We start from the raw sequence: 20284 nt of genomic DNA on the forward strand, positions 1-20284 counted from the left end.
TCCCGTCGCTCACATCTCGAACGACTCGTGGTGGATACGGCGCGCCGGAACACCCGCGCCGCGCAATGCCTCGTACACACCCTGGGCGAAGCCGGGCGGCCCGCACAGGAAGACGTCGTGGTCGTCGATGTCCGGCAGCTTCCGGCGCAGCGACTCCGGCGAGATGTCCGGGCGCTCTCCGTCGGGGCTGTTCACCGCGTACATGAGACGGGCGCCGCGCTCGTTGGCGATCGTCGCCAGCTCGTCCCACAGGGCCAGGTCCTGGGTGCTGTTGGCCCGGTAGAGCAGGGTCAGGTCACCCGCCGCGCCGGGCAGCGTCTCGAACAGGGCCCGCATCGGGGTGATGCCGACACCGCCGGCCACCAGCAGCACCTTGCCCTGGCTGCGCTTGGAGGCGGTCAGGGCGCCGTACGGGCCCTCCGCCCACACCCGGGTGCCGGGCTCCAGCCCACGCAGGGCCGAGCTGTGGTCGCCGATCGCCTTCACGGTGATCCGCAGCATGTTGGGCCGGGGGGCCGCCGACAGGGAGTACGGGTGTGAGCTGAACCGCATACCGGGGGCCAGGAAGCGCCAGCGGAAGAACTGGCCCGCCTCCGCGCCCATCCGGTGCAGTTTCCGGCCGCTCATCAGCACGGACACGATGCCCGGGGTCTCCTCGATGACCGCCTCGACCCGCAGCCGGTGGCGCATGTTCAGCCGGATCGGCGTGACGATGCGGTACCAGAGGACCAGCGCGGTCACCGAGCCGTACAGCGCGTACCAGGCGGTCTTCGCGGCCGGCTCCACGACGAACTCGTTGCCCGTGGACAGCTGGTGCCAGAAGGTCAGGAACGTGGCCGCGTAGGTCAGCAGGTGCACGTGGTACCAGAGGTCGTACGGGATCATCCGCCGGACCGGGCCGATGGAGCTGAGCCCGATGACCACCAGCAGGCCCGTGCCGATCGCCGCCTTGCCCATGTCGGGCAGCTGGTTCACCGAGTCCACCGTCTGCTGGACGATGTCGCCGAACGTCTTCCCGGCCTGGAGGGCGTACCCGTACATGATGAGGACGACGTGAGCCACGACCAGGGAGAGCGTGTACCGGCCGCTCATCGCGTGCCAGCGGGCCACCCGGTCCGACCCGACCCGGCGCTCCAGCGCGGGCACCCGGGCCATCTGCAGCACCACCAGTGCCATCAGGTAGCCGGCGAGCAGACCGGTGATCCGGCCCGCCGCGATGATCTGGGCGGTGGTGTCGGCGAGGGAGGCCGTGTTGTTCCACCACAGCCAGATCACTCCGGCCGCGCCCGCTCCTACGACGAGCAGCAGCGGCACGGCGGGCGAGCGGCGGGGTCGGATGCGGCGCATCGTCTGGCGCCGCGCGGCACGTCCGCCTGCGATCGTGGTGGTCACGGTTCCTCCGTGGGACGGGGTCTAGTCGAGAGGCTTGGCCCCCTTGGCCCTCAGATACGTGCCACGACCGCCGAGTGTTCAGTGACCCGACAGGTCCACAGTTAAAGACCAGTTAAATAGGGGTGACGGCCGGTAACACCCACGGGGCGACAGCCGGTGGTGCTCAGTAGCGGACGATGGCCGTCGGCCCGCGCGACGTACCGATCGCGATGTGCGGCCGACGGTCCGGATCGGCCCACGCCAGGATCGCCCGCATCGCGTCCGCCGGCACCGACACACAGCCGGCCGTCGCCGCCCGCCCGTTGACGTGCAGGAAGATGCCCGCGCCGCGTTTGCGCACCGGCGTGGCGTAGTTGAAGCCGATGACGTACGCGTGCGCGTACTGCTGCGGGTACGCGATCAGGTGCTCGGACTCGGTGGCCCGGCAGTCGGCGGGGCGGGGCTCGGTCCAGCGGTTGTAGGAGCGCGAGTCGTTGTCCTCGCACCACCAGGAGTTCCGCAGCACGGGCCGGTACGTGACCTTGGTACCGGACGGCGCCTCCTTGATGCCGAAGGCGTACGGCAGGTCGTACAGCCCGGCGGGAGTGGTGTTCGTGCCCTGTCTGCGGTGGTCACCCTGGACGAGCCCGTTCGCACCGAAGCGGGCGGGCGCGGAGCCGGCCTTCGTCCATGTCCCGTCGCGCAGGTCCCACCAGGTGAGCGTGCCCGAGTTCGCCTTCGCGCGCGGCGCCTGAGCCGTGATCAGCTGGGAGCCGCCGCCGGTGTCGGCCAGCAGGGCGGGCAGCGGCGGCGCGGCCGTGGGAGGGGCACCGGGGGCGAGCACGAGAAGGGACGCGGACGCGAGGACGACGGCGGCTCCGGGACGCATGGCTCAGACGGTACTGGGCGGCAGCGGCAACGGCAGCCCCGGTAGGCCGTCCAGGCTCGTCGCGATGTGGTCCTTCTTCTCGAAGTAGGCGCTGAGCGTGGCGTCGTCCTCGCGCGCGAAGCGCTTGCCGTGCAGGTCACGGTCGCTGTCGTACGACATGAGGGGCACCGCGTAGCCGCAGCTGTCCCGGACGAGCTCGGCGCGTACGACGATGATCGCGCGCAGGCCGTGCGCGGTGGCGTCGATGTCCGGGAAGCGGGCGAGGAGTTCGGGGAAGCGCGGGTCGTCGCGGAAGACGGGTTCACCGCGGCCGTGCACCCGGACGATGTTCGGCGGGCCGTCGAAGGCGCACCACATGAGGGTGATCCGGCCGTTCTCGCGCAGATGTGCGACGGTCTCGGCGTTGCTGCCCGCGAAGTCGAGATACGCCACGGTCAGCTCGTCGAGGATCACGAAGGAGCCCTTGAGGCCCTTGGGGGAGAGGTTGACCGTGCCGTCGCCGGACAGCGGGGCGGTCGCGGTGAAGAAGAGGGGCTGCGCCTCGATGAATGTTCGCAGGCGGCCGTCGATGCGCTCGTAGGTCTTTCCCATGACCGGTCATTGTCCGGGAAAGTCGTTCGACTGTCTAACGGTTTTGGTGACGTCTCCTGATCACGTGGTCAGGAGGTACAGGACCGCGGCCGCCCCGGCCGGCGTTTGCTTCGGGGCGGCCACAGTGCCTGTCACGTCACTTACTTGTTCAACGTGCAGGCAGCCAGCGAGCCCAGGCCCGTCGGCTTCGCCGCGGTGCGGCCGATGGAGATGGCGATACGGTCGATGGTCGACTCGCGCTTGCCCTGGAGCGGACCGAGGATCGCGTTCTGGACGAAGTTCGCGCCACCCTGGCCCTGGGTGTTCACGAGCCGCGTGTTGGCCTCGGCGATCTGCGTGTTGAGCAGGGCGAGGTTACGGGTCACCTCGGCCTGTGCCGACGCCGGGATCGCGGGGAGCTTCGAGGCCACGTCCGGGCAGCTGATGGTGCCGGCGCCGCCGTTGTTGCCCGCGTTACCCGCGTTACCGGCGTTACCGGCGTTGCCCGCGTTGGCGTTGTTGCCCGCGTTCCCGGTGTTCCCCGTGTTGCCGGCGTTGCCGCCCGCCTGGTTGCCGCCCGCCGCCACGGCACCGTTGAGGGTGCAGGGCGCCAGGGCGTCGAGGCCGACCGGCTTGGCGGCGGTGCGGCCGATGGCGGTGGCGATGCGGTTGATGGTCGCCACGCGCTTGTCCTTGAGCGGGCCGGTGATCGCGTTCGCGATGAAGTTGGGGCCGCCCTGACCCTGGGTGTCGACGATGCGCTTGTTGGCCTCGGCGATCTGCGTGTTCAGCAGGGCGAGGTTGCGGTCGACCTCGGCCTTCGCCGACGCGGGGATCGCGGGCAGTCTGTTCGCGACGGCCGGGCAGTTCACCGTCGGGACCGCGGCCTTGGTGGTCGCCTGGGCCGTCGTGTTGTTGTTGGACGTTTCCCCGGCAAGGGCGGAGCCGGCCACGATCGCGCCGGACAGAGCCACTGCGGCGGCGCCGCCGATGATGCCCACACGACGCTTGTTGTACTTCGGAAGAGCCCTGGACATGCGGATGCCTCACTCGGGTCAGGGGGTGGCTGTGCGGTTCAACTCGCTTTACAGACGCGGCGCCTGCGTCTGGCGTGAAGTACGGGTAAGCGGTTTCGCGTGTTCAAAGGCTCGGCAAACATCCGTAAGAAAATTTCCCGAGATTGACGAACCATGCAGAGTCCTGCATACTCATGCATGTCAGCGAATGCACTGTGAGGAGAAAACCCGTGACCGAGCGCGTCGTACTCGCCTACTCAGGCGGTCTGGACACCTCCGTCGCCATCGGCTGGATCGCCGAGGAGACGGGCGCCGAGGTCATCGCGGTCGCGGTCGATGTCGGCCAGGGCGGCGAGGACCTGGACGTCATCCGCAAGCGCGCCCTCGCGTGCGGCGCGGTCGAGGCCGAAGTGGCCGACGCCAAGGACGAGTTCGCCGAGGAGTACTGCCTCCCGGCGATCAAGGCCAACGCCCTCTACATGGACCGCTATCCGCTGGTCTCCGCCCTCTCCCGGCCGACGATCGTGAAGCACCTCGTCGCCGCCGCCCAGAAGCACGGCGCCACCACGGTCGCCCACGGCTGCACGGGCAAGGGCAACGACCAGGTGCGGTTCGAGGCCGGCATCGTGGCCCTCGCCCCCGACCTCAAGTGCATCGCCCCGGTCCGCGACTACGCGATGACCCGCGACAAGGCGATCGCCTTCTGCGAGGAGAAGCAGCTCCCGATCGCCACCACCAAGAAGTCCCCGTACTCCATCGACCAGAACGTCTTCGGGCGCGCGGTCGAGACGGGCTTCCTGGAGGACATCTGGAACGCCCCGATCGAGGACATCTACGAGTACACCTCGAACCCGGCCACCCCGCGTGAGGCCGACGAGGTGATCGTCTCCTTCAAGGCAGGCGTCCCGGTCGCCATCGACGGCAAGCCCGTCTCCGTCCTCCAGGCGATCCAGCAGCTGAACGAGCGGGCCGGCGCCCAGGGCATCGGCCGGATCGACATGGTCGAGGACCGTCTCGTCGGCATCAAGTCCCGCGAGGTGTACGAGGCCCCGGGCGCGATCGCGCTGATCACGGCCCACCAGGAGCTGGAGAACGTCACGGTCGAGCGCGAACTCGCCCGCTACAAGCGCCAGGTCGAGCAGCGCTGGGGCGAGCTGGTCTACGACGGCCAGTGGTTCTCCCCGCTCAAGCGCGCCCTGGACGGCTTCATCAACGAGGCCAACCAGCACGTCAACGGCGATGTCCGGATGACCCTGCACGGTGGTCGCGCGGTCGTCACGGGCCGGCGCTCCGACACCGGGCTGTACGACTTCAACCTGGCGACGTACGACACGGGCGACACCTTCGACCAGGCCGCCGCCAAGGGCTTCATCGACATCTACAGCCTGTCGTCGAAGATCGCGGCCAAGCGCGACCAGGCGTAACCGATACCGTTGCTGCCGCCTCCCCTCCCGTACGCGGGAGGGGAGGCGGTGGCACATCAACCCCCTGCTTTCCGAGGAGCAACGCAAGTGAGCAGCAACAGCGGTGACGTACGGCTCTGGGGCGGCCGGTTCGCCGACGGTCCCGCCGAGGCCCTGGCCAAGCTGTCCGCGTCCGTCCACTTCGACTGGCGGCTCGCGCCCTACGACATCGCCGGATCGCGTGCCCACGCGCGCGTGCTGCACAAGGCGGGTCTGCTCACCCAGGACGAGCTGACGCGCATGCTGGCCGGCCTGGACCGGCTCGAAGCGAACCTCGCCGACGGCACCCTCGTCCCCACAGAGGCCGACGAGGACATCCACACGGCCCTGGAACGCGGCCTGTTGGAGATCCTCGGTCCCGACCTCGGCGGCAAGCTCCGCGCCGGCCGCTCGCGCAACGACCAGGTCGCGACCCTCTTCCGTATGTACCTGAGGGACCACGCCCGTACGATCGGCGGCCTGATCGCCGACCTCCAGGACGCGCTGATCGGCCTCGCGGAGGCCCACCCGGACGTGGCGATGCCCGGCCGTACCCACCTCCAGCACGCCCAGCCGGTCCTGTTCGCCCACCATGTCCTGGCCCACGTCCAGCCCCTGTCCAGGGACGCGGAGCGCCTGCGCCAGTGGGACGAGCGCACGGCGGTCTCCCCGTACGGCTCGGGCGCGCTGGCCGGTTCGTCGCTCGGCCTGGACCCGGAGTCGGTCGCCGAGGACCTCGGCTTCGAGCACGGCAGCGTGGGCAACTCCATCGACGGCACGGCCTCGCGCGACTTCGTCGCCGAGTTCGCGTTCGTCACGGCGATGATCGGGATCAACCTCTCCCGGATCGCCGAGGAGATCATCATCTGGAACACGAAGGAGTTCTCCTTCGTCACGCTGCACGACGCCTTCTCCACGGGCTCGTCGATCATGCCGCAGAAGAAGAACCCGGACATCGCGGAGCTGGCGCGCGGCAAGAGCGGCCGCCTGATCGGCAACCTGACGGGCCTCCTGGCCACCCTCAAGGCGCTGCCCCTCGCCTACAACCGCGACCTCCAGGAGGACAAGGAGCCGGTGTTCGACTCCTGCGACCAGCTGGAGGTCCTGCTCCCCGCCTTCACCGGCATGATGGCCACGCTCACGATCCACCGCGAGCGCATGGAGGAACTGGCCCCGGCCGGCTTCTCCCTGGCCACCGACATCGCCGAGTGGCTGGTCAAGCAGGGGGTGCCCTTCCGGGTCGCCCACGAGGTCGCCGGCGAGTGCGTGAAGGCCGCCGAGGCGGACGGGGTCGAGCTGGACGGCCTCACCGACGACCAGTTCGCGAAGATCAGCGCCCACCTCACCCCCGAGGTCCGCACGGTCCTGAACGTCAAGGGCGCCCTGGCCTCCCGCAACGGCAGGGGCGGCACGGCCCCGAGCGCGGTGGCGATCCAGCTGGCAGAGGTGAAGGCGGACGTGGCGGCCCAACACGAATGGGCAACGGCCAAGACGAAGTAGCAATCGGCTCCGCGCCCCTGAAGAGCCGCAGGCCTCTTCAGGGGCGCGGGGAACTGCGCGAGCAACCACGATCGACCCGCACCCGCCGAAAAACAGATCCCCCGAGCTCCGAGGCGAAGGGGGTCGCAGGGGCACAGCCCCTGGGGATGGGACGGGTAGGGGCGGCGGGGGCGAAACCCCCGGCGCCCCGCCCGCAGCACCCCCCCAAAGGTCATCGCGGGTTACGTTGGTCGGAAGCCGTACCGGACCCGACCGAACGGAACCCGCGATGCCCTTCACCCGACTGGCCACAGCGACAACCCCCACCTGCCACCTCGGACTGGGCCTCGCCGCAGTCGCCCGCCCCGGCTACATCAACCTCAACCGGGACGAAGACCTCGGCCTCGCGGAGCACCGCAGCGTCGATTCGCTCCGCGCCCGCACCCACGAACTCCTCGACGCCGCCTACGCCCAAGGCGTGCGCTACTTCGACGTCGCCCGCTCCTACGGCCGCTCCGAGGAGTTCCTCGCCGAGTGGCTGGCCGCACACCCCGACATCGACGACGTCGTGATCGGCAGCAAGTGGGGCTACACCTACACCGCCGACTGGACCACCGACGCCGAGCGGCACGAGGTCAAGGACCACAGCCTCACGACGTACGAGCGCCAGCGCGCCGAATCCGCACAGCTGCTCGGCGCCCGTCTGGACCTCTACCAGATCCACTCGCTGACCCCCGAGAGCCCGGCCCTGTCGGACAAGGAACTCCACGCCCGTCTCGCCGAGGCCGCGGCGGAGGGCCTGACCGTCGGCTTCTCCACCAGCGGCCCCGCCCAGGCCGAAACCGTCCGCGCCGCCCTCGCCGTCTCGGTCGACGGCGAGCCCCTCTTCCGTACCGTCCAGTCGACGTACAACGTCCTGGAGACCTCCGCCGGGTCCGCACTGGCCGAGGCCCACGAGGCCGGTCTGACGGTGATCGTCAAGGAGGGCATGGCCAACGGCCGCCTCGCCACCGGGCAGGCGCCCGACGCCGTGCGGGCGGTCGCCGAGGAGACGGGGCTCGGCGCGGACGCCGTCGCCCTCGCGATGGTCCTGCGGCAGCCGTGGGCGGGGGTCGTGCTGTCCGGCGCGGCCACGGCGGGCCAGCTCGCCTCGAATCTGCACGCGGCGGTCGTCGACCTCGACGAGGACCAGCTGTCGCGCCTGGCCGCACTGGCCGAGGAACCGTCCGCCTACTGGGAGCGGCGCGGGCAGCTGCCCTGGCACTGAGGCCCTCATTGAGATTGATCGAGCGAGTAGCTCTGACACGCACACGCCTTCAATGAGACAATGATGTCTCACATGGGTTATTGTTGTCTCATGGCCGTCGACCGTGAACACGTGCTGCGCAGCGCAGCCGCACTCCTCACCCGGAAATCCACGTCCACCATGGACGAGGTCGCCAAGGCGGCCGGAATCAGCCGGGCCACGCTGCACCGCCTCTTCGCCGGGCGGGACGCACTCGTACGGGCTCTGGAAGAGCTCGGCATCGAGGAGTGCGAGTCGGCTCTGACGGCCGCTCGGCTTGGTGACGGCGCCGCCCAGGAGGCCGTGCGCCGCCTGGTGCGGGAGCTCGAACCCGCCGCCGGACTGCTCGCGTTCCTCTACACCGAGAACCAGCTGTTCGAGGGCGAGGAGCAGAACGCGGGCTGGGCCCGGATCGACACCGCCATCGCCGCCCTGTTCCGGCGCGGCCAGCAGGGCGGCGAGTTCCGCATCGACCTCACACCGGCGTGGCTCACCGAGGCGCTCTACGGGCTCATGGCCTCCGGCGCCTGGGCCGTGAGCGAGGGCCGGGTCGCCCCCAAGGACTTCCACCACATGATCGTCGAACTGTTGCTCGGCGGCGCACTAAGGAGAGAGGAATCATGACCAGCACCCTGCGGCCGGCCTACGCGACGGAGGAAGAGAGGCGTCCGGGCCGCTGGCTCGCGCTCTCCGTCCTCGTGCTGGCCGTGCTGCTGGTGGCCGTCGACGCGACCGTCCTCGGTCTCGCGACCCCCTACATCAGCGAGGACCTGAAGCCGTCCGGCACGCAGTTGCTGTGGATAGGCGACGTCTACTCGTTCGTCATCGCGGGCCTGCTCGTCTCCATGGGCAGCCTCGGCGACCGCATCGGCCGTAAGCGGCTGCTGCTCGTCGGCGCGACCGCGTTCGGCGCGGTGTCCGTCCTGAACGCCTACGCGACGACACCGGAGTTGCTGATCCTGGCGCGGGCGCTGCTCGGTGTCGCGGGTGCGACCCTGATGCCGGCCACGCTCGCCCTGATCCGCAACCTCTTCCACGACCCGCGCGAACGCAGCCTCGCCATCGGCATCTGGGGTGCCACCGCCTCCGCGGGTACCGCGGTCGGCCCGGTCGTCGGCGGTTTCCTGCTCGAACACTTCTGGTGGGGCTCGGTCTTCCTGATCAACCTGCCGGTGATGGCGGTCCTCGTCCTCGTCGGCATCAGGTTGCTCCCCGAGTCGCGCAATCCGTCGCCGGGCCCGTGGGACCTGCGCAGCGTCGCCCTGTCGCTCGTCGGCATGGTCGGCATCGTGTACGGCATCAAGGAGGCGGCGTCACACGGGTTCTCGTGGCCGGCGCTGGGCGCGGCAGTCCTGGGCGGCGCGGCTCTGTACGGCTTCGTGCGCCGGCAACTCACCCTGCCCGTCCCACTCCTGGACATGCGGCTGTTCCGCGACCGGGGATTCAGCGGGGCCGTACTCGCCGACCTGCTGACCATCCTGGGACTGTCCGGGCTGGTGTTCTTCCTCTCGCAGTACCTGCAACTCGTGCAGGGGCGGGGGCCGTTGGAGGCGGGCCTCGCCGAACTGCCCGCGGCGATCGGCGCGGTGGTGGCTGGTCTGCTCGCCGGTTCGGCGGCCCGGCGCTACTCGGTACGGGCCGTGGTCTCGGTCGGCCTCGCGGCCATAGGTCTCGCCCTGGCGGCGCTCACCCTGGTGGACCAGTCGACCGGCTATCCGCTGCTCGGGGCCGCGCTGCTGGTCGTGGGTGTGGGCGCGGGCCTCTCGTTCACGGTGACCTCGGACGTCATCCTGGCGAGCGTCCCCAAGGAACAGGCGGGCGCGGCAGCCGCGGTGTCGGAAACGGCGTACGAACTGGGCGCCGCCCTGGGCATCGCTCTGCTCGGCTCGATCGTGACCGGCGCCTACCGGAACTTCGACGCCCCCACGGGCACTCCGGCCGAGGCCCACGAATCACTGGGCGGCGCGGTCGAAGCAGCGGCAGGCCTGCCGAAGCACACCGCCGAGGCGTTGCTGAACGCGGCCCGCGAGGCCTTCACCGACGGAATCGCCCTGGCGGCGGGCGTGGGCGCGGTGGTCCTACTGGCAGCAGCGGGCGCGGCCTGGGTCCTGCTGAAGGGACAACGACTGGCGGGCCGGGGCGACCCCTCCTGACGGGGGCTGATCGCGCCGGGTGAGCAGGGCGCCCTTTTCAGGGGCGCGGGGAACTGCGCGACAAGCCACGACGAACCCGCACCCGACGACGAACCCCCAACACCCCTACGCGGCCTTCGCCTTCGTCGCGTACATATCCACGTACTCCTGCCCGGACAACCGCATGACCTCGGTCATCACCGAGTCGGTCACAGCCCGCAGCACATACCGGTCCCGGTCCATCCCCTCGTACCGGGAGAACTCCATCGCCTCGCCGAACCGCACCGTCACCCGCCCGGGCCGGGGCATCCCCGCCCCGCCCGGCTGCAGCTTGTCCGTGCCGATCATCGCGAACGGCACCACCGGCGCGCCCGTCATCAGGGTCAGCCGGGCGATGCCGGTGCGACCGCGGTAGAGACGGCCGTCGGGGGAGCGCGTGCCCTCCGGGTAGATCCCGAACACGCGGCCCTCCTCCAGCACCCGGCGACCGGTCATCAGCGCCGCGACACCGCCGTGGGCCCCGTCCCGGTCCACCGGGATCATGCCGACACCGGTGAAGAACCAGGCCATGAGACGGCCCTTGAGGCCCTTGCCGGTGACGTACTCGTCCTTGCCGATGAACATGGCCTGCCGATGGCAGACCAGCGGAAGAATCATCGAGTCGATGAACGTGAGGTGGTTGCCGGCCAGGATCACCGGACCGTCCCCCGGGATGTTTTCCACACCCTCCACCCGTGTGCGGAACATCAGGCGCATGATCGGTCCGAGCACTGCCTTGATGAGCGCGAAGCGGGACAACAGGCCCTCCGGTGTCAAGGGATTCGGTATAAGTCTGTGCAGGTGAGGACGATACTCGCGCCTCGGGGGGTAGTGCACATCGGGTTCACCGACTACTTACGCACTGTTGACCCGCGTTTACCTGCGGTGGCACGGTGTTGCGGTCATGTGACGGACCGCCACGAATGTGACGGAGATCGCGCGAGTCGTACGAAACACACTGCCCGCGTACCCGTCTCGCCCGAGGGGATGCCGGCATCCGGCGTCACCCGCGTGTTCCGTCCGAGGTCTCCCTGCCGTCATGTACACGCACCTACGATCGGTCCGCTTGGACAGATGACGGTGCGGCAGGAGAGGCGCTCATGGGCACGCTGGAGTCGAACGGACATGCGCAGGGGGAGTCCGCGGGGACGGGGCGGCGGGCGCTGCTCGGGGCCGCGATGCTGGGTGCGGGCGGCGCGGTCGTCGGGTTGCCCGGCTCGGCGCGAGCCGACGCCCAGAGTGCCGGGCGGGACACGCACCGGGACGTGAAGCACGGAGGCAGTGGCTTGAAGAGCCTGCCCGTACCGACGATCATCGGCCACCGGGGTGCCAGCGGCTACCGCCCGGAGCACACCTTCGGCTCGTACCAACTCGCCCTCGACCTGGGCGCGGACATCGTCGAGGCCGGTGACCTGGTCCCCACCAGGGACGGTCACCTCGTCTGCCGCCACGAGCCCGAGATCGGCGGGACGACCAACGTTGCCGATCACCCCGAGTTCGCCGGCCGCAGGACCACCAAGGTTCTGGACGGGGTCTCCGTCACCGGCTGGTTCACCGAGGACTTCACGCTCGCCGAGCTGAAGACGCTGCGCGCGATCGAGCGCATCCCGGCCAACCGTCCGCACAACACTCTCTACGACGGCCGCTGGGAGATCCCCACCTTCGAAGAGGTCCTCCGCTGGCAGGACGAGCAGACCCGCAAGCGCGGCAAGCAGGTCTGGATCTACCCCGAGACCAAGCACCCCACCTACTTCCGGGCACTCGGCCTGGGCCTGGAGGAGCGGGTCGCGAAGCTCCTGAAGAAGCACGGCAAGGACAGGAAGAACTCGCCGGTCATCCTCCAGTCCTTCGAACCGACCAGCATCCAGCGCCTGAACCGGCTGGTGGACAACCCGCTCGTCGTCCTCCTCTCGGCCGCGAACACCCGCCCCTGGGACTTCGTGACGACCGGCGACCCCCGCACGGTCGCCGACCTGATCACACCGGCCGGCCTCAAGGGGATCGCCGCGTACGCGCAGGGCATCGGCCCGACCCTCGACCTGGTCATCCCGAAGGACGCGGCGGGTGCGCTCACCTCCCCGACCACCCTGGTCGCGGACGCGCACAAGGCGGGCCTGGTCCTGCACCCGTACACCATGCGCAACGAGAACCCCTTCCTCCCGGCGAACTTCCGCAAGGGCACGGACGCGGACGCCTACGGAGACGTTTTCGGCGCGTACCGGACGTACTTCGCGACGGGCATCGACGGCGTCTTCACCGACAACGCGGACACGGGCGTGCTGGCGCGCGCGGACTTCCTGAACGACTGAGGCGCCGAGGGGTCTGCGGGCGTCAACGGCTGACCACGCCACCCCGGTTGGAGTGACAACGGGCCGCTCCGGCAACCTCCCGCCGGGGCGGTCGCGTCGTGCCGCATATGACCCACGACATGGTTTCCGCCCTGCGCCCCCTGCTCGCCGCCGAGGCCTCCGCGGAGGCATATGCCTACGGTGCCGAGCCGAGCGACCTCGAACAGGCGGTCTGGCTGCGCCTCCTGGAACGCCTCGACTCCGACGGTCCGCCGACCGACCCGCACAACTGGCTCCGCCGGGCCGTCCGCTCCGAGGCCCGCCGCAGTCGCCGTACCGCCCGTGTCGAGCGGCCGTACGGCGATCAGCCCGCCGCCGACGCCGCACCGGGCCCCGAGCAGCTCGCCCTCACCGCGGCCCGGCACCGTGCGCTGCGGGACGCGGTGCGTCGGCTGCCCGGCCGCTGCCCGAGCCTGCTGGAGGCGCTGCTGTCGCCGAAGGACCTCACCTACCGGGAAATCGCGGGGGAGTTGGGTATCTCACAGGGAAGTCTTGGTCCGGAACGTTCCAGATGCCTGGGATGTCTCCGTCGTTTGCTGACGCCGGAGGTTGCGGCCGGGGAAGGGCGGGGATAGGAGTGGGGACATACGACTGAGCAGGTGAGCGGGAGGCGTGCACACATGGGCATGAGCGTGACCATCTCCGTGGCGACTGAACGGGACGCCGAGCAGATCTTCCGGCTGCAGTACCTGTGTTTCCAGAGCGAGGCCGCTCTGTACGGCAACTACCGGATCGACCCGCTCCTCCAGACCCTGGACTCCGTCCGGGACGAAGTCGGCGCGGACTGCGTCTATGTGGCGCGGCTGGGCGAGGAGGTGGTCGGCTCGGTGCGCGGCACGCCGAACCCCGACGGCACGGCGTCCATCGGCAAGCTCTGCGTCCACCCGCGTCTCCAGGGCCACGGCATCGGCGCCCGGCTGCTGCGCGCCGCCGAGTCGGCGCTCGCCGAGGAGCGCGGCGCCAAGAGGTTCCGCCTCAGCGCCGGCCACCGCAGCGACAAGGGCCTGCGCCTGTACCGCCGGGTCGGCTACGAGACGGTGGGCACGGACAAGGGCGACGACGGCGTACCGATGATCGTCCTGGAAAAGCCCGCGGGTGCCTACGCGGCAACCGCCTGAGAAGTCTCGGAGGAGCGCCCCCGAAGGGGCGCGGGGAACTGCGCGACAAGCCACGACGAACCCGCGGTCGCGCAGTAAACCTCAGCCGACCTCGGTCGAACGCGCCTTGCGCAACCAGTACATCGCCGAGACGGGCAGCAGCACAGGGATGAACAGATACCCCATCCCATAGTCGGACCACACGGTCGAGTCGGGAAACGCGGACGGCTCGACCAAGGTCCACGTACCCACGACCAGCACCCCGACAAGCTCCGCGGCGCAACAGGCCAGCGCAGCGCGTCGCGCCGTCTCCCCGCCCCGCACCAGCGAGTACGTGATGAACCCGTACACCAGGCCGGCGACAGCCGAGAGCGAGTAGGCGAGCGGCGCGTGCCCGAACTCGGTCGAGATCTGCACGGCGGAGCGCGACACCGCACCGACGACCATCACGCCGTACAACCAGACCAGAAGCATCCCCGGCCCGCCGATGAGCCGCTTCCGCGCGGGCTTCTCCTGCGTCATGGCCATCTCATCCTCCCCAGATGTCATAGAGGCGCACCTCCAGCACGGCCAGCACCACACCGCCGGCGGCTACCGTCACCGAGCCCCACCGGGTGCGCTCCGCCAGCGACATGAACCCCGTCACCGGCACACACGCCAGGGCGCCCAGCAGATACGCCACGAAGATCGTCGTGCCCTGCTCCGGCTTCTGGCCCCGGGCGAGCTGGACGATGCCGACCACCAACTGGACCACGGTGAGCAGCGTCACCACGCCCATGCCGATGAAGTGCCAGTCCTTGGTGGGCTGATCGCGATAGGCGGCCCAGCCGCACCAGGCGGCGAGCGCGAGAGCGGCGACGGCGGTCGCGACCGTCAGGGCGTCAAGCATGCCGCGACCCTATTACGGCCCAAAACACCAGGTGCGGTCGGCCCCGCGCCCCACACCCGACCGGCGAGACGGATGGCTGACTCGCGCCCTTGCCTGTCCATGATGTGGACGGACGTGAGACATGCGTTCTTGGCCGTGTCCATACGTCTGCTTTACTGATCGCATGACCACTTCGAGCAGCCGCATCCTTGCGACCGAGGCGACCCTGACGCCCGGTGCTCGTTGTATGTGTCGAATGTGCGCCTTCTAGAGGGCCCCACGCCGCCCCCCGACCCATGGGGGCCCGCCCCGAAGTGCTCCGCCGTGGCATGTCCGTGCGCCGCAGCCGTATGACTCCTCCGACTCATACACAGGCCGTCGTCCGTATGGGACCGACCCGGGTCGCGCACCTCCCCCCTCCCGTGTCCGGGCACACCCACGCCCGCGCACTCGACAGTGATGGAAACCCCTGTGATCACCACGTCCGGCCTCACGAAGGTCTACCGCTCACGCGGTCGTGAAGTCACCGCCCTCGACGGCGTCGACCTGCACGTCCGCGAAGGAGAGGTGTTCGGCGTCATCGGCCAGTCCGGCGCCGGCAAGTCCTCGCTCATCCGCTGCGTCAACCTCCTGGAACGCCCCACCGCCGGCACCGTCACCGTCGCCGGGCAGGACCTCACCGCCCTGGCCGGGCGCGGACCCAGGGCGGGCCGGGAGCTGCGCCGGGCGCGCAGTCGTATCGGCATGGTCTTCCAGCACTTCAACCTGCTCTCCTCCCGGACCGTCCAGGACAACGTCGAGCTGCCGCTCGAAATCCTCGGTACGTCGGGCCGGGAACGGTCCCGCAAGGCGCTGGAACTGCTCGACCTCGTCGGTCTCTCCGACAAGGCCAGGGCCTACCCTGCCCAGCTCTCCGGAGGTCAGAAGCAGCGCGTCGGTATCGCCCGCGCCCTCGCCGGCGACCCCAAGGTGCTGCTCTCCGACGAGGCGACCAGCGCCCTCGACCCGGAGACCACGCGCTCGGTCCTCCAGCTGCTGCGCGACCTGAACCGGCAGTTGGGGCTCACCGTGCTGCTCATCACACACGAGATGGACGTCGTGAAGTCCATCTGCGACTCGGCCGCGCTCATGGAGAACGGGCGGATCGCCGAGTCGGGCACCGTCAGCGAGCTGCTCGCCACCCCCGGCTCCGAACTGGCCGCCGCCCTCTTCCCGGTCGGCGGCGAGGCGTCCGGGGACGACCGCACGGTCATCGACGTCACCTTCCAGGGCGACGCGGCGGCCAGGCCCGTCATCTCGCAGCTCTCGCGCACCTACAACATCGACATCTCGATCCTCGGCGCCGCGATGGACACCGTCGCGGGCAGGCAGGTCGGCCGCATGCGCATCGAACTCCCGGGCCGCTACGAGGAGAACGTCGTGCCGGTCGGCTTCCTGCGCGAGCAGGGTCTGCAGATCGATGTCGTCGAGCGGGCGGCGGACCAGGAGTCCGTACTGGTGAAGGACGGTGCCAAGTGACCTGGGCTGAGTTCTCGGCGAGGCAGCCCCTGCTGGAGCAGGCTTGTTGGGACACCCTCTACATGGTCGGCTGGTCCACGCTGATCGCCGTCGTCGGCGGGCTCCCGCTGGGCGTCCTGCTGGTCCTGACCGACCGCGGCGGGCTGCTGCAGAACGTCATCGCCAACAAGGTCATCGGGCAGGTCGTGAACGTCGCCCGCTCGATGCCGTTCATCATCCTGATGGTCGCGCTGATGAGCTTCACCCGGGCGATCACCGGCACGACGATCGGCCGTGAGGCCGCCATCGTGCCGCTCGCCATCGGCGCGATCCCGTTCTTCGCACGTCTTGTCGAGACCGCGGTCCGCGAGGTGGACCCCGGGCTCGTCGAGGCCGTGCAGGCCATGGGCGGCAACACCTGGACCGTCGTCCGCCGGGTTCTCGTACCCGAGTCCCTGCCCTCGCTGATCTCGTCGGCCACCACGACCGTCGTCGCCCTCATCGGCTACTCCGCGATGGCCGGCACGGTCGGCGCGGGCGGCCTCGGCGACATCGCCATCCGCTACGGCTTCCAGCGGTTCGAGAACGGCCTGATGTGGATCACCGTGGCGATCCTCGCGGTCGTCATCTCGGTCATCCAGTTCGCCGGCGACCTCGCGGCCCGCAGGCTGCACCGACGCGGCGGCGGTTCCGGGGCGGCGCCCGCACTCCGGCTGTTCAGAGCGAAGCCCAGTTCGGCCGGGACCGAGGAACCAGCCACGGCGGACGTAGGCAAGGCCGCCTGACGGCTGCCCGGCGGTTGTCCGACGGCTCCCCGGAACCCGTGGAGCCCCCTTCACCCATCCCACCCCACCCGCGGATGTCCCCGAACCACCCATCTCGGGGACAGACACACCCACATGGAAGGCACTTTTCGTGCGTAACGCCATAAAGCTCACCGTCACCGCCCTCGCTGCCGGAGCCCTCACCCTGGGTCTCACGGCCTGCGGCTCCGACAAGGACTCCGCCTCCGACACCAGCGGCCCGCTGGTCGTCGGCGCCAGCACGATCCCGCACGCCGAGATCCTCACCTACATCAAGGACAACCTGGCCAAGAAGGCGGGCCTCGACCTGGAGGTCAAGGAGTTCACCGACTACGTCACGCTGAACCCGGCGACCGAGGACGGGTCCGTGGACGCCAACTACTTCCAGAACCAGCCATATCTCGACGAGTTCAACAAGAAGAACGGCACCGACATCGTGCCGGTCGTCACCGTCCACCTGGAGCCGCTCGGCCTCTACTCGAAGAAGCTGAAGTCGGCCGACGAACTGAAGAGCGGCGCCACCATCGCCGTCCCGAACGACACGGTCAACGAGGCGCGGGCCCTGAAGCTCCTCGACGCCAACAGGATCATCACCCTCAAGGACGGCGTCGGCAACGAGGCGACCCCCAAGGACATCGCGGAGAACCCCAAGAACCTCCAGTTCAAGGAGTTGGAAGCGGCCCTGACCCCGCGCTCCCTCGACGATGTGGACGCCGCGGTGATCAACGGCAACTACGCCCTCGAAGCGGACCTCTCGCCCGCCGACGACGCCCTCGTCTCGGAGTCCCCCAAGGGCAACCCGTACGGCAACTTCCTCGCCGTGAAGAAGGCCGACAAGGACGACCCCCGGGTCGCGAAGCTGGCCAAGCTGCTCACCTCCGCCGAGGTCAGGAAGTTCATCGAGGACAAGTACGACGGCGCCGTGATCCCGTCGTTCTGATCCGGCCGCCCTCGGTCACCTGCCACCTCGGTACGTACCGACACGTACGGGGTCCGCTCCCTCACCGGGCGTGGACCCCGTGATGCGGTTCCGGCGCCGCATGCTGCATGCTGGGCAGTTCAGCAGGCCCCGCAGGTTCGGGGGTTCCGAAGGTTACGGAGTGGCGCATGACGAGCACCTTCCCCAACATCTCCATCAGCACGGAGCGGTTGGTGCTGCGCCCTCTCGACGAGGACGACATCCCCGCACTGGCCGAGATGATGAACGACGAACAGGTCGCCGCCTGGACCGACGTCCCCCAGCCCTTCACCGAGGACGCGGCCCGCACCTGGATCAACGAGTACGCGCCCGCCGAACGCACCGAGGGCCGTGGCCTCGACCTCGCCGTCACCGAGTTCCTCACCCAGCGCCTGGTCGGCGTCGTCCAGCTGTCCAAGACGAACTGGCACATCCGGTCCACCGAACTCTCGTACGTCATCGCCCCCTGGGCGCGCGGCGAGGGCTACGCCTCCGAGGCCGCGCTCGCCACCTCCCAATGGGTGCTCGGCGACCAGAAGTTCGAGCGCGTCGAGCTGCGCACGGCCGCCGACAACACCGCCTCCCAGCAGGTCGCCCAGAAGATCGGCTGTATCAGCGAGGGCGTCCTGAGGGGCGCCTGTATAGCCCACGTCCGGACCGAGGACGGCACCTGGACCGACGTACGCACCGACTTCATCGTATGGAGCCTCCTCCCCGAGGACCTCGAAGGAGCGGGCGAGGAACTGGCCGACTCCAGCGGTTTCACGTCGTACTCCGACTGGAACTGAACCCGGGGGGACACCGCCGGCCACTCCGGGACACCGGATACCCTCACTGAGCCCCCTGCGGCCGACCCCCAGGGGATCGCCCCACCGGGTTCCCCCGGCCACCCGACGACGCGCGCGAACCCTCTGGAGACTGACGACGATGGCCGACCGGGTCACGGTGATCGGCTGGGACGGCTCGCCCCTGACCGCCACGGCGCGCTCCGCCCTCGGAGCCGCCACGCTGGTGGCCGGCGCCGCGCACCATCTCGCGCTCCCCGAAGTGCCCCCGGCCGCCGAACGCGTCCGCCTCGGCAGTGTCTCCCTCGCCGCCCGCCGCATCGCCGGCCACCGCGGCACCGCCGTCGTCCTCGCAGACGGAGACCCCGGTTTCTTCGGCGTCGTACGCACCCTGCGCGACCCCGAGTTCGGCCTGGAGGTCGAGGTCGTCCCTGCGGTGTCCCCGGTGGCCACCGCGTTCGCCCGCGCGGGCATGCCCTGGGACGACGCCCAGGTGGTCGTCGCCCACCGCCGGACCCTGCGCCGCGCGGTCAACGTCTGCCGCGCCCACGCCAAGGTCGCCGTCCTCACCTCACCCGGAGCCGGCCCCGCCGAACTCGGCCTGCTCCTCGCCGGAGTGCACCGCACCTTCGTCATCTGCGAGGAACTGGGCACCGAGCGCGAACAGATCACGATCCTCACCTCCGACAAGGCCGCCGACCGCATCTGGCGCAACCCGAACGTCGTCATCGTCATCGGCCCGGCCGTCGCGAGCGGGGACAGCGGCTGGCTCGCCGGCCGCGACCCGGCGGCGGGCCCGCGCGGCTGGGCCCTGCCCACCGAGGCGTACGGCCACAGCTCCAGCGCGGGCGGTCCGCCCGTCCCCGGTGACGGTGAGACGGAGCTGCTGCGGGCCGCCCAACTCGCCCGGCTGGGACCGCGCGTGGGCGACCTCGTCTGGGACATCGGCTGCGGCAGCGGAGCCTTCGCCACCGACGCGGCCCGCAGCGGCGCAGCCGTCATCGCCGTCGACCGGAACGTGGACGCCTGCGCCCGCACCGACTTCGCCGCCCGTCGCTTCGGCGTCCAGCTCCAGATCGTGCGCGGCGAGGCCCCGCACATCCTGGAGGACCTCCCCGAGCCCGACGTCGTCCGCGTGGGCGGCGGGGGAGCGGCGGTGGTCTCCGCGGTCGCCGACCGGCGTCCGCAGCGCATCGTGACGCACGCGGCGACCCGCGACGCCGCCGAACTCATCGGCCGCGACCTGACCGAACACGGTTACCAGGTCGAGTGTGCCCTCCTCCAGTCCGTCGAACTCGACACCCGGGCCTGGACGGAGACGGAACGGAGCGTCGCGTTCCTGCTCAGCGGAGTGCTGCCCGACCGTGCGGCCTGACGCCGGTTGCCGTCCCGTGATCCTGTTGTCGTACTGCGCGCGGTAGGCTGGCCGACCGTTGTACCGCACTCGGTGGCCCGGCACTTCGTAGCCCAATGTCCGGAAAGCGCGCCCGTTTTGGGGTGAGTGTGGTACGGCGGAACCGGTGGGGCGCGCAACGTGGCGCAGTCCACAGCGGACTGTGGCGGATCAAGCTGCCGCTACGGCGGAACGGCCGCAAGAATGCCAGTTGATGGCGACAATGCCAGTTAGTGGCTTTGTCGTCTTTCTGGGACGGGTCGTTCGTGCCGCTGGGCACGCATGCTCGTTCTTCACTACGGGGCGATCGGT

Annotated in this window: 20 protein-coding genes; 13 read left to right on the forward strand and 7 right to left on the reverse strand. The window is 69.9% G+C overall.

Annotated elements, in window-relative coordinates; translation table 11 throughout:
• Window positions 1–9 precede the first annotated feature (9 nt).
• From PV734_RS05400 to PV734_RS05415, 4 genes are all read right to left on the reverse strand, one after another.
• On the reverse strand, window positions 10–1392 hold the full coding sequence (locus tag PV734_RS05400) for a ferredoxin reductase family protein (RefSeq protein ID WP_319094051.1): 1383 nt from the start codon (window positions 1390–1392) through the stop codon (window positions 10–12).
• A gap of 163 nt (window positions 1393–1555) precedes the next feature.
• Window positions 1556–2260 carry a L,D-transpeptidase family protein gene (locus PV734_RS05405; protein WP_319288858.1) on the reverse strand — a complete coding sequence of 235 codons (705 nt, stop codon included), beginning with the start codon at window positions 2258–2260 and terminating at the stop codon, window positions 1556–1558.
• A 3-nt stretch (window positions 2261–2263) separates the two neighbouring features.
• Window positions 2264–2851, reverse strand: coding sequence for a pyridoxamine 5'-phosphate oxidase family protein (locus tag PV734_RS05410; RefSeq protein WP_319094049.1), 588 nt, complete (start codon window positions 2849–2851; stop codon window positions 2264–2266).
• A gap of 140 nt (window positions 2852–2991) precedes the next feature.
• Entirely contained in the window at window positions 2992–3867 is an 876-nt protein-coding gene (locus PV734_RS05415) for a hypothetical protein (RefSeq protein WP_319094048.1), read from the reverse strand.
• A gap of 209 nt (window positions 3868–4076) precedes the next feature.
• Here PV734_RS05415 and PV734_RS05420 point away from each other — a divergent pair, with 209 nt between their 5' ends.
• The 5 genes from PV734_RS05420 to PV734_RS05440 all read left to right on the forward strand — a co-directional run bounded on the left by PV734_RS05420 (window position 4077) and on the right by PV734_RS05440 (window position 10205).
• On the forward strand, window positions 4077–5270 hold the full coding sequence (locus PV734_RS05420) for an argininosuccinate synthase (protein WP_319288859.1): 1194 nt from the start codon (window positions 4077–4079) through the stop codon (window positions 5268–5270).
• 87 nt (window positions 5271–5357) lie between these two features.
• The gene (gene argH, locus PV734_RS05425; RefSeq protein ID WP_319094047.1) at window positions 5358–6788 is read left to right on the forward strand and encodes an argininosuccinate lyase; all 1431 of its coding nucleotides are present in this window, start codon (window positions 5358–5360) and stop codon (window positions 6786–6788) included.
• 268 nt (window positions 6789–7056) lie between these two features.
• The gene (locus PV734_RS05430; protein ID WP_319288860.1) at window positions 7057–8034 is read left to right on the forward strand and encodes an aldo/keto reductase; all 978 of its coding nucleotides are present in this window, start codon (window positions 7057–7059) and stop codon (window positions 8032–8034) included.
• Between the two features lie 90 nt (window positions 8035–8124).
• The gene (locus PV734_RS05435; RefSeq protein ID WP_319094045.1) at window positions 8125–8676 is read left to right on the forward strand and encodes a helix-turn-helix domain-containing protein; all 552 of its coding nucleotides are present in this window, start codon (window positions 8125–8127) and stop codon (window positions 8674–8676) included.
• The gene (locus tag PV734_RS05440; protein ID WP_319288861.1) at window positions 8673–10205 is read left to right on the forward strand and encodes an MFS transporter; all 1533 of its coding nucleotides are present in this window, start codon (window positions 8673–8675) and stop codon (window positions 10203–10205) included. Before PV734_RS05435 ends, PV734_RS05440 begins: the two co-directional genes overlap by 4 nt.
• A 105-nt stretch (window positions 10206–10310) precedes the next feature.
• Here PV734_RS05440 and PV734_RS05445 read toward each other — a convergent pair whose 3' ends face one another.
• Window positions 10311–11000, reverse strand: a complete 690-nt coding sequence (locus tag PV734_RS05445; protein WP_319094043.1) for a lysophospholipid acyltransferase family protein — start codon at window positions 10998–11000, stop codon at window positions 10311–10313.
• 323 nt (window positions 11001–11323) lie between these two features.
• Between PV734_RS05445 and PV734_RS05450 the strand changes: the two genes are divergently transcribed.
• The 3 genes from PV734_RS05450 (at window position 11324) to PV734_RS05460 (ending at window position 13689) form a co-directional block, all read left to right on the forward strand.
• Window positions 11324–12532 (forward strand): glycerophosphodiester phosphodiesterase, encoded by a 1209-nt coding sequence (locus tag PV734_RS05450; protein WP_319288862.1) that lies wholly within the window; start codon window positions 11324–11326, stop codon window positions 12530–12532.
• A gap of 107 nt (window positions 12533–12639) precedes the next feature.
• Window positions 12640–13146, forward strand: a complete 507-nt coding sequence (locus tag PV734_RS05455; protein ID WP_319094041.1) for a sigma-70 family RNA polymerase sigma factor — start codon at window positions 12640–12642, stop codon at window positions 13144–13146.
• Between the two features lie 45 nt (window positions 13147–13191).
• The gene (locus tag PV734_RS05460; RefSeq protein WP_319094040.1) at window positions 13192–13689 is read left to right on the forward strand and encodes a GNAT family N-acetyltransferase; all 498 of its coding nucleotides are present in this window, start codon (window positions 13192–13194) and stop codon (window positions 13687–13689) included.
• Window positions 13690–13770: 81 nt separating this feature from the next.
• Here PV734_RS05460 and PV734_RS05465 read toward each other — a convergent pair whose 3' ends face one another.
• Together PV734_RS05465 and PV734_RS05470 are read right to left on the reverse strand one after the other, a co-directional pair.
• Window positions 13771–14196 (reverse strand): hypothetical protein, encoded by a 426-nt coding sequence (locus PV734_RS05465; protein ID WP_319094039.1) that lies wholly within the window; start codon window positions 14194–14196, stop codon window positions 13771–13773.
• A 1-nt stretch (window position 14197) separates the two neighbouring features.
• Window positions 14198–14557, reverse strand: a complete 360-nt coding sequence (locus PV734_RS05470; RefSeq protein WP_319094038.1) for a hypothetical protein — start codon at window positions 14555–14557, stop codon at window positions 14198–14200.
• 450 nt (window positions 14558–15007) lie between these two features.
• Between PV734_RS05470 and PV734_RS05475 the strand changes: the two genes are divergently transcribed.
• The 5 genes from PV734_RS05475 (at window position 15008) to cbiE (ending at window position 19954) form a co-directional block, all read left to right on the forward strand.
• Window positions 15008–16054 (forward strand): methionine ABC transporter ATP-binding protein, encoded by a 1047-nt coding sequence (locus PV734_RS05475; RefSeq protein WP_319094037.1) that lies wholly within the window; start codon window positions 15008–15010, stop codon window positions 16052–16054.
• 62 nt (window positions 16055–16116) lie between these two features.
• Entirely contained in the window at window positions 16117–16818 is a 702-nt protein-coding gene (locus tag PV734_RS05480; RefSeq protein ID WP_415924157.1) for a methionine ABC transporter permease, read from the forward strand.
• A 130-nt stretch (window positions 16819–16948) separates the two neighbouring features.
• Window positions 16949–17776: a MetQ/NlpA family ABC transporter substrate-binding protein gene (locus tag PV734_RS05485; RefSeq protein WP_319288863.1), complete on the forward strand. Its 828-nt coding sequence runs from the start codon at window positions 16949–16951 to the stop codon at window positions 17774–17776.
• A 167-nt stretch (window positions 17777–17943) separates the two neighbouring features.
• Window positions 17944–18582: a GNAT family N-acetyltransferase gene (locus tag PV734_RS05490; RefSeq protein WP_319094034.1), complete on the forward strand. Its 639-nt coding sequence runs from the start codon at window positions 17944–17946 to the stop codon at window positions 18580–18582.
• Window positions 18583–18721: 139 nt separating this feature from the next.
• Window positions 18722–19954, forward strand: a complete 1233-nt coding sequence (gene cbiE / locus PV734_RS05495; RefSeq protein ID WP_319094033.1) for a precorrin-6y C5,15-methyltransferase (decarboxylating) subunit CbiE — start codon at window positions 18722–18724, stop codon at window positions 19952–19954.
• The last annotated feature ends 330 nt before the right edge of the window (window positions 19955–20284 follow it).

The organism is Streptomyces sp. AK08-02 (assembly GCF_033795085.1).
Taxonomy (GTDB): Bacteria; Actinomycetota; Actinomycetes; order Streptomycetales; family Streptomycetaceae; genus Streptomyces; species Streptomyces echiniscabiei.

What these genes read in the sequence shown, in the direction of transcription:
- PV734_RS05405 (WP_319288858.1), bottom strand. Translation starts at nt 2,260, where the DNA reads ATGCGTCCCGGAGCCGCCGTCGTCCTCGCGTCCGCGTCCCTTCTCGTG.
- PV734_RS05410 (WP_319094049.1), bottom strand. Translation starts at nt 2,851, where the DNA reads ATGGGAAAGACCTACGAGCGCATCGACGGCCGCCTGCGAACATTCATC.
- PV734_RS05415 (WP_319094048.1), bottom strand. Translation starts at nt 3,867, where the DNA reads ATGTCCAGGGCTCTTCCGAAGTACAACAAGCGTCGTGTGGGCATCATC.
- PV734_RS05430 (WP_319288860.1), top strand. Translation starts at nt 7,057, where the DNA reads ATGCCCTTCACCCGACTGGCCACAGCGACAACCCCCACCTGCCACCTC.
- PV734_RS05435 (WP_319094045.1), top strand. Translation starts at nt 8,125, where the DNA reads ATGGCCGTCGACCGTGAACACGTGCTGCGCAGCGCAGCCGCACTCCTC.
- PV734_RS05440 (WP_319288861.1), top strand. Translation starts at nt 8,673, where the DNA reads ATGACCAGCACCCTGCGGCCGGCCTACGCGACGGAGGAAGAGAGGCGT.
- PV734_RS05450 (WP_319288862.1), top strand. Translation starts at nt 11,324, where the DNA reads ATGGGCACGCTGGAGTCGAACGGACATGCGCAGGGGGAGTCCGCGGGG.
- PV734_RS05455 (WP_319094041.1), top strand. Translation starts at nt 12,640, where the DNA reads ATGACCCACGACATGGTTTCCGCCCTGCGCCCCCTGCTCGCCGCCGAG.
- PV734_RS05460 (WP_319094040.1), top strand. Translation starts at nt 13,192, where the DNA reads ATGGGCATGAGCGTGACCATCTCCGTGGCGACTGAACGGGACGCCGAG.
- PV734_RS05465 (WP_319094039.1), bottom strand. Translation starts at nt 14,196, where the DNA reads ATGGCCATGACGCAGGAGAAGCCCGCGCGGAAGCGGCTCATCGGCGGG.
- PV734_RS05470 (WP_319094038.1), bottom strand. Translation starts at nt 14,557, where the DNA reads ATGCTTGACGCCCTGACGGTCGCGACCGCCGTCGCCGCTCTCGCGCTC.
- PV734_RS05480 (WP_415924157.1), top strand. Translation starts at nt 16,117, where the DNA reads ATGGTCGGCTGGTCCACGCTGATCGCCGTCGTCGGCGGGCTCCCGCTG.
- PV734_RS05490 (WP_319094034.1), top strand. Translation starts at nt 17,944, where the DNA reads ATGACGAGCACCTTCCCCAACATCTCCATCAGCACGGAGCGGTTGGTG.
- cbiE (WP_319094033.1), top strand. Translation starts at nt 18,722, where the DNA reads ATGGCCGACCGGGTCACGGTGATCGGCTGGGACGGCTCGCCCCTGACC.